The sequence below is a fragment of the Austwickia sp. genome, assembly GCA_016699675.1.
GTDB lineage: Bacteria > Actinomycetota > Actinomycetes > Actinomycetales > Dermatophilaceae > Austwickia.
Window position 1 is genome coordinate 1,090,555 of record CP064985.1, and the last position, 12,065, is coordinate 1,102,619.

Annotated in this window: 9 protein-coding genes; 6 read left to right on the top strand and 3 right to left on the bottom strand. The window is 71.1% G+C overall.

Translation table 11 applies throughout. The features are described from left to right. Positions 1–488: 488 nt before the first annotated feature. From IPK37_05085 to IPK37_05100, 4 genes are all read left to right on the top strand, one after another. A complete protein-coding gene (locus IPK37_05085) occupies positions 489–854 on the top strand; it encodes a DUF485 domain-containing protein (protein ID QQS01787.1) in 366 nt (121 codons plus the stop codon). Next, positions 851–2,503 (top strand): cation acetate symporter, encoded by a 1,653-nt coding sequence (locus IPK37_05090; GenBank protein ID QQS01788.1) that lies wholly within the window; start codon positions 851–853, stop codon positions 2,501–2,503. Before IPK37_05085 ends, IPK37_05090 begins: the two co-directional genes overlap by 4 nt. Positions 2,504–2,682: 179 nt before the next feature. Further along, positions 2,683–4,554 (top strand): cyclic nucleotide-binding/CBS domain-containing protein, encoded by a 1,872-nt coding sequence (locus tag IPK37_05095; GenBank protein ID QQS02681.1) that lies wholly within the window; start codon positions 2,683–2,685, stop codon positions 4,552–4,554. Positions 4,555–4,633: 79 nt separating this feature from the next. Beyond that, positions 4,634–5,296, top strand: coding sequence for a DNA polymerase III subunit epsilon (locus IPK37_05100; GenBank protein QQS02682.1), 663 nt, complete (start codon positions 4,634–4,636; stop codon positions 5,294–5,296). Positions 5,297–5,317: 21 nt separating this feature from the next. On the opposite strand, the gene IPK37_05105 is transcribed toward IPK37_05100, so the two are convergent. Then, complete coding sequence (locus tag IPK37_05105; GenBank protein QQS01789.1) at positions 5,318–6,982, bottom strand: ABC-F family ATP-binding cassette domain-containing protein; 1,665 nt, start codon at positions 6,980–6,982, stop codon at positions 5,318–5,320. A 302-nt stretch (positions 6,983–7,284) separates the two neighbouring features. Then, entirely contained in the window at positions 7,285–8,955 is a 1,671-nt protein-coding gene (locus IPK37_05110) for a methyl-accepting chemotaxis protein (protein QQS01790.1), read from the bottom strand. Positions 8,956–9,191: 236 nt separating this feature from the next. Here IPK37_05110 and IPK37_05115 point away from each other — a divergent pair, with 236 nt between their 5' ends. Together IPK37_05115 and IPK37_05120 are read left to right on the top strand one after the other, a co-directional pair. Further along, positions 9,192–10,364, top strand: a complete 1,173-nt coding sequence (locus IPK37_05115) for an SPFH domain-containing protein (protein ID QQS01791.1) — start codon at positions 9,192–9,194, stop codon at positions 10,362–10,364. Between the two features lie 14 nt (positions 10,365–10,378). Then, positions 10,379–11,752 (top strand): hypothetical protein, encoded by a 1,374-nt coding sequence (locus tag IPK37_05120; protein ID QQS01792.1) that lies wholly within the window; start codon positions 10,379–10,381, stop codon positions 11,750–11,752. Positions 11,753–11,756: 4 nt separating this feature from the next. On the opposite strand, the gene IPK37_05125 is transcribed toward IPK37_05120, so the two are convergent. After that, positions 11,757–12,050 (bottom strand): hypothetical protein, encoded by a 294-nt coding sequence (locus IPK37_05125; GenBank protein ID QQS01793.1) that lies wholly within the window; start codon positions 12,048–12,050, stop codon positions 11,757–11,759. Between the last annotated feature and the right edge of the window lie 15 nt (positions 12,051–12,065).

Sequence of the window (12,065 nt, forward strand, 5' to 3'; positions counted from 1 at the left end):
CCCGGTAATAACACGGGTCGGCCCGACGAAGCGCGCGTCGGGGGTGCGCCGGCCAGCCAGACGGCCGGTTTGGGCGCTTTGCCCGCCGGGCCCGGAGCGGCTGGCGCGGGCGAAATCGGTTGAACCTGAAGCGATTCCGGAAAAAAAGCCTGTTTGATGCGGACTCACCTCGGCCACGGCGTCTCTCACGGAGCGACTCGGATCTGCTCACATATCGGACGAGTGAGGCATCATCCCAGGTCCGGACATCGGCGTTACCTACGCGGTCGAGGCGCCGAATCGGCGAAAGCCCACGACTCTCCGAACGACCGTTCGGCGCGTGACGCGGTCCGCGCAGCCCCGCACAGCGCGCACCCGGAACCGCCGGGCGCGGCACGGGCGCGCGCTTATGGCGCACATCGCCCGACATCGCTGATCGTGACGGGGATCACAACGTTAGGCCCGGCATTCCGCGCCCGCGGGAAGCCGTACCCGAAAAACCCGCACGAATGAGGTGTCCTTTGACCGACCATCGCGATCTGACCGAGGGCTCGCCACCCGGCGGTCTCACGGAATACGAGCGGGTCCAGGCGACCCCTCAATTCGCGGAGCTACGGGATCGCTTCCGCAAGTTCGTGTTCCCCTGGACGATCTTCTTCCTGCTCTGGTACTTCCTCTACGTCCTGCTCGCCGCCTTCGCGCCGGGATTCATGTCGACGAAGGTTTTCGGCAACATCAACCTCGGCTTCATCTTCGGCGGGTTGCAGTTCGTCTCGACGTTCGGCATCACCATGCTTTACGTCCGCTGGGCGAGCCGTGAATTTGACCCGCGCGCCGACGTCATCCGCGACGAGATGGAGAGGGCCGGCGCATGAGCCACCTGATTCCCGCCCTGGTCCCCGCCGCCGAAACGGTCGGCACCCCGGCGCTGAACATCGGCATCTTCGCCCTGTTCGTCGTCGTGACGCTGACCGTTGTCATCAAGGTGGCCTCCGGCAAGAAGTCGGCCGCCCAGTACTACACCGGTGGCGCCGCATTCTCCGGCCGCCAGAACGGCATCGCCATCGCTGGCGACTACCTCTCGGCGGCCTCGTTCCTGGGCATCGCCGGCGCCATCGCGCTGCAGGGCTACGACGGCTTCCTCTACTCGATCGGCTTCCTCGTCGCGTGGCTGGTGGCGCTCCTGCTCACCGCGGAGCTCATGCGCAACACCGGCCGCTACACCATGGCCGATGTGCTGTCCTTCCGGCTGCGCCAGCGGCCGGTCCGCATCGCCGCCGCCACGTCGACGCTCGCAGTCTCGTTCTTCTACCTCCTGGCCCAGATGGCCGGTGCCGGGGGGCTCGTCTCGCTGCTGCTGGGTGTCAGCTCGCAGGCCGCGCAATACCTGGTCATCGCCATCGTCGGCGCCGTCATGATCGGTTACGTCATGATCGGCGGCATGAAGGGCACCACCTGGGTGCAGATCATCAAGGCGGTTTTGCTGATCACCGCCACGGCGATCATCACCCTCTGGGTGCTCGGCAAGTATGGGTTCAACCTCTCCGACCTGTTCCAGGCGGCGGTCGACAAGACCGGCAAGGGTGGCGAGAAGCTGCTTGACCCGGGCCTGAAGTACGGCATCAACGACACCACGAAGATCGACTTCATCTCCCTGTCGATGGCGCTCGTGCTCGGCACGGCCGGCCTGCCGCACGTGCTGATCCGCTTCTACACCGTCCCGACGGCCAAGCAGGCCCGCAAGTCGGTGGAGTGGGCCATCTGGCTCATCGGTGGCTTCTACCTGCTGACCCTGGTCGTCGGCTTCGGGGCGGCGGCCCTCGTCGGCCCCGCCCGTATCAAGGCCGCGGCCGGTGGCGCGAACTCGGCGGCCCCCCTGTTGGCGTACGAGCTCGGCGGCTCCGTCTTCCTCGGCGTCGTCTCGGGCATCGCCTTCGCCACGATCCTCGCGGTGGTCGCCGGCCTGACGATCACCTCCAGCGCGACCTTCGCCCACGACCTCTACAAGGAGGTCTTCAAGCGGGGCAATGTCACGCCGGAGCAGGAGGTCCGGGTCGCCCGCTTCGCGGCGCTCGGCATCGGCGTCGTCGCGATCCTCGGCGGCATCCTCGCCTACGGCCAGAACATCGCCTTCCTCGTGGCCCTGGCCTTCGCGGTCGCGGCGAGCGCGAACCTGCCGACGATCCTCTACTCGCTGTTCTGGCGCGGCTTCACCACCCGCGGCGCGTGCTGGAGCATCTACGGCGGCCTGATCAGTTCGCTGGGCCTGATCATCTTCAGCCCCGTGATGTCCGGCAAGGTCGACGCGGCCGGAAAGTCGCTGTCGATGATTACCAACCCGAACATCGACTTCCACTTCTTCCCGCTGGAGAACCCCGGCATCATCTCGATCCCGTTGGCGTTCTTCCTCGGCTGGCTGGGCAGCGTGACCAGCAAGCAGGAGATCGACGACGCGAAGTGGGCGGAGATGGAGGTCCGGTCCCTGACCGGGGCCGGTGCCCACGTCGAAGTGGTCGACCACTGACGACGGGGCTCGTCGATCAGCGGACCCGGCGAGCCCCGTCCACGACCGCGGGTGGCGCGTCCCTCTCACCGGGGCGCGCCACTCGCCGTACCAGGCCCGCCCCCGACCGCACCGGCGCGCGGCGTCGCGGTTGACTTCTGGAGACGAGGTGATCGGACGAGGTGAGCAGGAGACCCACGATGGGCGCGGACGTGGAACTGGCTGAGGTCAGGGACTTCATCGCCGGGGTGGCCCCCTTCGACACGCTGCCGGCAGCCGTGCTGGACGCGCTGCCGCGCTCGATGACGATGCAGTACTTCCGCCGCGGCACGGCCATCATGGCGGTGGGGAGGAACAACGACGAGCTGTACGTCGTGCGCTCCGGGGCCGTAGACGTCCTCAATCAGCAGGGCCGTCTCGTGGATCGAGGCGGCGTGGGCACCTGCTTCGGATCCACCACGCTAGTCCGAGGCAACCCGTCCCGGTTCGACGTCACCGCGATCGAAGACGTCCTCGCACTGGTCTTGCCGGCGGCCGACTTCCATGCGCTGGCGCAGGCCCACGAGGGGTTCGCGCGGTTCTTCGACTCCCAGCGCGCGTCCCGGATGAGCGAGGCGGCCGCCGCGATCCAGGCCAGCGAGACCGGCTCCAGTGTCTTCAAGGCCCGGGCCCGCGATCTGATCCGCCAACCGGCCAGCATCGTCTCGGTCGACACCAGCATCCAGGGCGCGGCGCAGCAGATGACCGACGACCGGCGCTCCTCGGCGCTGGTCATGCTGGGCCGAGTGCTGGCGGGGATCGTCACCGACCGAGACCTGCGCTCGAAGGTAGTCGCGCAGGGCGTCGACGTCGCCGAGGCAGTCCACACCATCATGACGCCGAGCCCCGTGACGGCCGACGCCGACGCGGTCGTGTTCGAGGTCCTCCTGGACATGGTGTCCCGCAACATCCACCACATGCCTATCACCGAGGCGGGCCAGCCGATCGGGGTGCTCACCACCAACGACATCGTGCGCGTGGAGCAGGACAACCCGCTCTTCCTGACGCGCGAGATCGCGGCCCAGGAGTCGGTCGCGGGCATCGTCGCCGTGGCGCATCGGCTGCCCGGGCTGGTGGAGACCCTGGTGCGGCAGGACGCGTCCGCCGACGAGATCGGCCGGGTGGTCACGGCGGTGGGCGACGCCGTGGATCGCCGACTCATCCTCCTAGCCGAGGCGGAGCTCGGGCCGCCGCCCATCCCGTACTGCTGGGTCGTGATGGGGTCCCGGGCCCGGTTGGAGCAGGCGCTGGGCGCCGATCAGGACAATGCCCTGATCCTGGACGACAGCTACGACGAGGCGCGGCACGGCGCCTACTTCCAGGCCCTCGCCGAATCCGTCTGCGGCGCGCTCGCCGAGGCCGGCTACGCGCACTGCCCGGGCAAGGTGATGGCGAGCAACGACCGGCTGCGCGCGCCCGTCCGGGTGTGGCGCCAGCAGTTCGACGAGTGGATGACTCGGCCCGTCGCCGACGCGATCCTGCGCGCGGGGATCTTCTTCGACATGCGGCCGGTCCACGGGGCCATCGACCTGTACGCCGCACTCAGTGACCACGTGGCGGCCGTCGCGCCGCAGTCGCGACTCTTCCTGGGGCACATGACCCGGGGGGCCGTGGGCGTCGAGCCTCCGATCGGGTTCTTCCGGGGACTCGTCGTCGCCAAGCAGGGCGAACACCGCGACACCTTCGACATCAAGGGCGGCGGGGTGCGCGCCGTGGTGGAGGTCGCGCGCGTGATCGCCCTGTCGAACGGCATCCGCGCCGTCAACACGCGGCAGCGCCTGCAAGAGGCCATCGACACCGGGGCCATGGACCGCCACCGGGGCGAGGACCTGCGGGACGCCTTCGAGTTCATCTCCTACGTGCGGCTGCGTCACCAGGCCGGCCAGGTGCGGGCGGGACAGCAGCCCGACAACCACGTCCGCCCCGACGACCTGACCGAGTTCGACCAGCGGCACCTGCGCGAGGCGTTCGCCATCGTGTCCAAGGCGCAGCGCACCCTGTCCCACCTGTACTCCGTCTCGTTCATGCGATGAGCAGGCGCGCGCTCCCCCGGTGGCGCCGGTGATCTCGTTCGCCGAGCGGCACCGGGAGCGCGCCCGCGACCGGGCCCGCCTGCGGGCCCGGGACCGCGCCCCCGCCGGTGCCCTGCGCGACTACCTCTCGGCCGCGCCCCCGACCCGGACCACCCCCCTCGGCGAGCTGCCGCTGCTCGCCCTGGACTTCGAGACCACCGGACTCGACGCGCGCGACGCCCACATCGTCAGCATCGGGTGGGTGCCGGTCGACGGACGCGCCATCCGCCTGGACGGCGCCCGCCGGCTGATCGTGCGGCCGGCCGCCGAGGTCGGGGAGAGCGCCGTCGTGCACGGCCTCACCGACGACGTGGTGGGCGCCGGGGTGGCGCTGGAGTCGGCGCTGGATCAGGTCCTCGCCGCGCTCACCGGCCGGCTGCTCCTGGCCCACCACAGCGTGATCGAGACCGACTTCCTGGCTAGTGCCTGTCGCCAGGTCTACGGCGAGGCGCCCCGGCTGGCGAGCGTCGACACCCTGCTGCTGCAGGAGCGGGTCGTCACGACGACCCTGCCGCACGGTCAGGAGCCGCCGCCGGGCAGTCTTCGGCTCTGGGCTGCCCGGGCGCGCTACGGGCTCCCGACGTACCGGGCCCACGACGCCCTCGTGGACGCGATCGCCTGCGCCGAGCTCTACCTGGCCCAGACCGCCGAACTCGGCGCCGGCCGCGAGCTCCTCGCGCGCCACGTGGTCGCCCGCCGCTAAGCCATCTGGGCGGACGATGGGCTAGCCGACGTCCTCCGGGGCGATCTCGCGGACCGCGCCCTCGTCGACCTCCCAGCGACGGGTCAGCCGGATCGTCTCCAGCATCCGTCGATCGTGCGTCACCAGCAGCACCGTTCCGGCGAACGCGTCGATGGCCTGCTCCAGCTGCTCGATCGCGGGCAGGTCGAGGTGGTTGGTGGGTTCGTCGAGGACCAGCAGGTTCACCCCCCGCGCCTGGAGGAGCGCGAGCGCCGCGCGGGTCCGTTCGCCCGGCGACAACGAGCTGGCGGCCCGGGGCACGTGGTCGGCGCCCAGGCCGAACTTCGCGAGCAGCGTCCGCACCTGCGCCGTCGGCCAGTCGGGGACCTCGGCCGCGAAGGCCTCCCCCAGGGCCACGTCGGAGGCGAACGCCGCCCGGGCCTGGTCCACCTCCCCCACGACGACTCCCGACCCGAGCGAGCAGGAGCCGGATTCCGGGGTGATGCGGCCCAGCAGCAGCCCCAGCAGGGTGGTCTTCCCCGACCCGTTGGGACCCGTGATGGCCACCCGATCCCGCAGGTCGAGTTGCAGGTCGACGGGCCCGAGCGTGAAGGCGCCCCGACGTACGGTCGCCGCCCGCGCCACCGCCACCACGTCCCCGGAGCGGCCCGCGTCGGCGATCGCGAACTGGAGTTGCCACTCCTTGCGGGGCTCCGCGACGACCTCCAGCCGCTCCAGCATCCGATCGGTCTGCTTGGCCTTCGCGGCCTGCTTCTCGGAGCTGGCCCGGTGCCGATGGCTGATGAACTTGTCCTTCTCGGTGCGCGACTTCTTCTTGCGCAGCGCGGTGCGGACCCCCTTGGCCATCCAGGCCCGCTGCATCCGGGCCCGGGCCTGCAGGCTGGCCTTGCGCTCGGCGTACCCCTCGTAGCTCTCCTGGGCCCGGCGCCGCGCGATCGAGCGTTCCTGCAGGTAGGCGTCGTAGCTTCCGCCGTACACCGCCACGCGCTGCAGCGACCGGTCGATCTCGACCACCGTCGTGACGGTGCGGGAGAGGAACTCGCGGTCGTGGCTGACCAGGACGCACGGCGCGTCGAGGCCGTCGACGAACTCCTCCAACCGGTCCAGCCCGGCCACGTCGAGGTCGTTGGTGGGCTCGTCGAGGAGGTAGGCGTCGTAACGCGACAGCAGCAGCGCGGCCAGGCCCACCCGGGCGGCCTGGCCGCCGGAGAGCGTGGTCATCGCCCGGTCCAGGTCGACGGTCAGCCCGAGGTCGTCGGCCGCGACGCCCAGCCGGTCGTCGAAGTCCGCGCCGCCCAGGGCGAGCCAGCTCTCCAGGGCCGCCGAGTACGCCTCATCGGCTCCGTCCCGGCCCTCGCCGAGGGCCTGCGCGGCGGCCTCCATCGTCGCGGTCGCCGCGATGACCCCCGTACGTCGACCGAGCTGGGCACGCACGCTCTCACCCGGCCGAGCATCCGGTTCCTGGGCGAGAAAGCCCAGGTGGGCGGATCGTGGCGAGGTCGTGACCGAGCCGCCGTCGGGGGGCCGCAGGCCGGCCAGGATGCGCAGCAGGGTCGACTTGCCGGCCCCGTTCGGGCCCACGAGACCGACGACATCGCCGGGCGCCACGATGAGGTCCAGCCCGGCGAACAAGTGGGTGTCTCCGAACGAGGCGGCCACATCCCTGGCCTGGATGGTCGCGGTCACGCCGTCCATCCTCGCGAGGCGGGCCGCCGGGGACAAACGGGTTTGTCGGTCGGGCCGCGGCGGCCGCGGCGAGCGTCCGGCCCAACGGCACCGGACCCGGCGAACGCGCGCTGAACCGCGGAGCCGGCGAACAGCCGCGCCGGCCGCCCCCCTGTCTACCGGCCGGCGCGACCGTTCCAGGCCGGCCCAGGGGCCGACCGCAACCGACGTTGTTCCATCGCCGCAGCCGCGGGGGCGTTACAGCGGCCCGCGAGGGGGTGTTCCCCCGCGGGCCGCCGAATCGCCTGGTTTGGGCGGCGAACTCAGTACGTGAACTGGCCGACGACGGCGCGCAGCTCCTCGGCGTTGCCCGCCAGGCCGTCCACCTCGGTGGCGCCGCGACCGGCGGCGTCGGCGTTGGTCCCCGCCGCCCCGCTGATGCTGCCGATCGCGCTCGAGATCCGTTCGGCACCGGCTGCGGCGCCCTGGACGTTGCGGCCCATCTCGTTCGTCGTGGCGGTCTGCTCCTCCACGGCCGAGGCGATCGTCGCCTGGGTGTCGTTGATCCGGGCGATGATGCCGCTGATCTCCGCAATCGCCGCCACGGCGGCCTTGGTGTCGACCTGAATCTGCTCCACCCGGTGGCTGATGTCCTCGGTCGCCTTGGCCGTCTCCTGGGCCAGGTCCTTGACCTCATTGGCCACCACCGCGAAGCCCTTACCCGCCTCACCGGCCCGGGCCGCCTCGATCGTCGCGTTCAGCGCCAACAGGTTCGTCTGCTCGGCGATGCTCGTGATCGACTTGATCACATCACCGATCTGCGCACTGGACTCGCCCAGCTTGGCCACCGTCGCATTGGTCTGATCGGCCACCTGCACCGCAGAGGCGGCGACACCCGCCGCGTCGTTCGCGTTCTTCGCGATCTCCCGAATCGACGCCGTCATCTCCTCGGTACCCGCGGCCACCGTCTGGATGCTGCGGGTGACGTCGTCCGAAGTGGCCCGGACGGCGGAGAGCTCCCGGGAGGCACCCTCGGCGCTCTCCCGCAGCTCGGAGACGATGCCTCGCATCGAGGAGGCGCCGTCGGCGACCACGCCGGCCGAGCGGCCGACCGCGGCAATGGTCTTCGCCATCTGCTGGCGCGCCGTCTCGGTGGCCACCGCCATCTGGCCGATCTCGTCACGGCTGAGGGCCACGGCGGGCACGGTCAGGTCGCCGCGTCCGAGCGCATCGATCGAGCCGCGCAGCGCGGCGACGCTGCTGACGAGCCGGCCGATCAGCCACTGGACCGCGACGAAGATGCTGAGGGCGACGAGGGCCACGACCACGATGAGGCGCAGTTGCGTGCTGTCGCCGGTGTCGGCGATCGCCTTGGTGAAGGTGTTGACCTGGTTGTTCGCGCGGGTGATCATCCCGTCCGCGGTGGCGTTGTAGTCGTCGTAGTAGTCGGCGACGGGCACGATCGCGGCGGCCGCCTCGGCCGCACCCTCCTGGGTGCCCTTCTTCATCGCCGCGGTGGCCTTGTCGCCCGCCTCGCTGGTCTGCCGGAACAGCGTGCGCAGCTTCTCCAGGCGCGTCTTCTGCTCGTCGCTGATGCCCTCGGTGGGGTACTTGGCGAGGGCATCGGACAGCCGGCCCATGGACTTCACGGACTCCGCCCGGGCGGGCGCCGCGTCATCGAGCGCCGGGGCGCCGCGCGTCATGACGTCCTTGGAGAACTCCTGGTAGGAGACGATCATGTCGGAGTAGAGGTACTTCAGCTGGGCCGAGGCGGCCGCGCGACTGGCGGACCGGGCGAGCGCGCTGCTGTTGTCCCGCATGGCGTTGTTCGACGCCCAGGACACCAGGGCGATGCACAGCATCCCCAGCACCGCCCAGACGCCCGCCGCGCGCAGCTTGTTGGCGATCCGCACATCCGCGGCCCGCTGCAGCAGGCCGCGTGACCGGCCGCCCTTCGTCGTGGCCGCTCCGGTCGACTCGTTCCGCCGCGCCATATCCCACTCCCGGGTCGAAGCATGAGCGCGCGATTGCGGGCTCCGAGAGCAAGTCGGCCGAGTTCGGCTGGCGATGGGCCCAACCGGAATACCATTTCACCCATTTCGTCCCGCCCAGGACCGGGCCGGCGGCGGAGTTTCCGTGGAGCCAGGGAGCCCGCCGTACCGCGCCGTTTAGGATTCCCTCAGGACGCGCCGGCCGCGGCGCGCCGTACCGACGACGACGGGGGAGCCCGATGGGCCTGTTCGACGGCATCCGGGGCCAGTTCATCGACATCATCGAGTGGCTGGACGACAGCCGCGACACGATCGTGTGGCGCTATCCGCGCGGCGACAACGAGATCAAGAACGGCGCCAAGCTCATCGTGCGCGAGTCGCAGGCGGCCGTGTTCGTCAGCGAGGGTCGGGTCGCGGACGCGTTCCGACCCGGCACGTACGAGCTGACCACGGCGAACCTGCCGGTCCTGTCGGACCTCAAGGGGTGGAAGTACGGGTTTGAGAGCCCCTTCAAGGCCGAGGTCTACTTCGTCAACATGCGTCAGTTCACCGACCTGAAGTGGGGCACCCAGAACCCCGTCATGGTCCGCGATCCCGAGTTCGGGATGGTCCGGCTGCGGGCGTTCGGGGGCTACGCGATGCGGGTCATCGACCCGCCGCGCCTGCTCTCCGAGTTGGTGGGCACCGATCCCCAGTTCCGCACGGAGGAGGTGAGCGAGTACCTGCGCCAGATGATCGTGGCGCGCCTGTCGAAGGCGCTCGCCACCGCCGGCGTGAGCATGCTCGACCTCACCGCCCGGCAGAACGAGATCGGCAACTCCGTTGCCGCCGTCCTGTCCGAGGACCTGGGCCAGGTCGGCATCACGATCCCGGCCTTCTACATCGAGAACATCTCCGTCCCGCCCGAGGTCGAGGCCGCCATGGACAACCGGACCTCGATGGGGGTGCTCGGCGACCTGGACCGGTACACGAAGATGCAGGCCGCCGACGCGATGGAGGCCGCCGCGAACAACCCCTCGGGCGGGATGGGCGCCTCGATGGGGATGGGCATGGGGATGGGCATGGGCCAGGCCGCCGCCGAGTCCATGCGCGCCCAGGGCGGGCAAGGCGGCGCCCCGCAGGGCGGCGGACCGCAGGCCGGGCCCGGGAACGCGGGGGCGCAGCCGGCCCCGGCACCCACGCCCGCCGGTCCCCCGCCGCTCCCGGCGACCGAGCAGTGGTACGCCGGGGTCGCCGGGCAGCAGGTCGGTCCCATGAGCAAGGCGGACCTACAGAGTCGGCTGCGCTCGGGGGAATACGACGCCCAGACGCTGGTCTGGCGCACCGGCATGGACGCCTGGGCCGCCGCGGACGGCGTCCCCGAGCTCGCCGGCGATCCCGGTCAGCTGCCCCCGGCGCTGCCCGGCCAGTGAGTCAGCCCCCGGCCATGCCGCCGGCGGCCGGCCCACCCGACGTACCGGATCCGGCACCCGCCGGACCCCTACCCCCGCCACCGCCCCCGTCGCCGGCGACGTCGACACGTCCGCAGCAGGGCGCGCACACGTTCGCGTGCCGCTCGTGTGGCGCGCAACTGCGCTACCTGCCGGGGACGATGTCGCTGAGCTGCCCGTACTGCGGGGCGGAACAGCCGGTCCCGCAGGCCGGACAGGCCGACAGCGACGGCGACGGGGCGATCGACGAGCACGGCTACGAGGAATGGCTGAACAGCCCGGACAAGCCCACCGGGGTCACCGGCCCGCACGTCGTCGCCTGCCCGCGCTGCGCGGCCAACGTCACCACCGACGACCTGTCGCTGGCCTGCCCGTTCTGTTCGGCGCCCATCGTCATCGCCGTGGACCCGAGCGAACAGATCGTGCCCGAGGGCATCGTCCCGTTCACGCTGACGAATGCCCAGGCCACGGCGGCGATGCGGGCCTGGACCGGTTCGCGTTGGTTCGCCCCGAACGGGCTGAAGAGGGTCAGCTCGGCGGAACGGATCAACGGCACCTATGTGCCGCACTGGACGTACGACGCGCAGACCGAGACGCACTACACGGGCATGCGGGGCGACTACTACTACACGACCGAGACCTACACGGACGGCCAGGGCAAGACCCAGACCCGGATGGTGCAGCACACCCGGTGGTGGCCCGCCTCCGGCACGGTGGCCCGCGGCTTCGACGACGTGCTGGTCATCGGCTCGTCCCGCCTCGCGCCGGACGAGGTCAGCAAGCTCGAGCCCTGGTCGCTGACCGGCGCCGAGCCGTTTCAGCGGGCGTTCCTGTCGGGCTACAGCACGCTGCGCTACGACATCGAACCCGCGGCGGGGCTGGGCACCGCCAAAGAGCGCATGCGGGGGGTGATCGACGGCGACGTCCGTGCCGACATCGGCGGTGACGTGCAGCAGGTGCACGACATGGACACCCGCTACTGGGACCTGACCTTCAAGCTCATGCTGCTGCCGGTGTGGGTGGCCGGCTACCTGTACGCCGGCAAGACCTACACGGTCTACATCAACGCCCACGACGGGCACGTGGTCGGCGAGCGGCCCTACAGCGTGCCCAAGATCGTGGCCACCGTCCTCGCGGCGCTGCTCCTGCTCGGCGCGATCGCCTTCTTCTACCAGCGCTCGAACGCCGAGACCCCGGAGCCGCCGCGGCCGACCCCGACACGCTCCACCGTCAGCGTCCGGCCGTCGGCGCCGACCGCGACGTCACCCGCCCGGACGGTCCCCGGCGCCACCCCTCCCGGCGTACCCGTTCCCACCGGATCGGTGCCGGGATCGACGGGCACGCCCAACCCGACGTACTGGACCGGCTGAGGCCTCAGCCGCGGCGGTGGGCGGCGACGGCGGCCACGGCGGCGCCCGCCAGCACCGTCAGGCACCCGATCGGCAGCGGCAGACAGCAGCCGCCGACCGTCACCTGCGAGCCCCCGCGGGTGCGGGTGGTGTAGTTCGGGAACGGGAACGCGCTCCAGCGGCCGCGCGGCGCCGGCTCGTCGTACGGCTGGTCCTGGATGCCGCCGGGGTATCCCGCGGCGGGCGGCGGGCCGTCGTACGGGCTCTCGCCCGGGAGGCGATCCTGCGGGCCGTGGGGGTCGTGACCGGGAGTGCTCATGGTCGGCCCCTACCC

Coding starts and splice junctions, on each gene's coding strand:
- IPK37_05110 (QQS01790.1), bottom strand. CDS start 8,955: ATGGCGCGGCGGAACGAGTCGACCGGAGCGGCCACGACGAAGGGCGGC.
- IPK37_05120 (QQS01792.1), top strand. CDS start 10,379: ATGCCGCCGGCGGCCGGCCCACCCGACGTACCGGATCCGGCACCCGCC.
- IPK37_05095 (QQS02681.1), top strand. CDS start 2,683: ATGGGCGCGGACGTGGAACTGGCTGAGGTCAGGGACTTCATCGCCGGG.
- IPK37_05090 (QQS01788.1), top strand. CDS start 851: ATGAGCCACCTGATTCCCGCCCTGGTCCCCGCCGCCGAAACGGTCGGC.
- IPK37_05125 (QQS01793.1), bottom strand. CDS start 12,050: ATGAGCACTCCCGGTCACGACCCCCACGGCCCGCAGGATCGCCTCCCG.
- IPK37_05085 (QQS01787.1), top strand. CDS start 489: ATGAGGTGTCCTTTGACCGACCATCGCGATCTGACCGAGGGCTCGCCA.
- IPK37_05115 (QQS01791.1), top strand. CDS start 9,192: ATGGGCCTGTTCGACGGCATCCGGGGCCAGTTCATCGACATCATCGAG.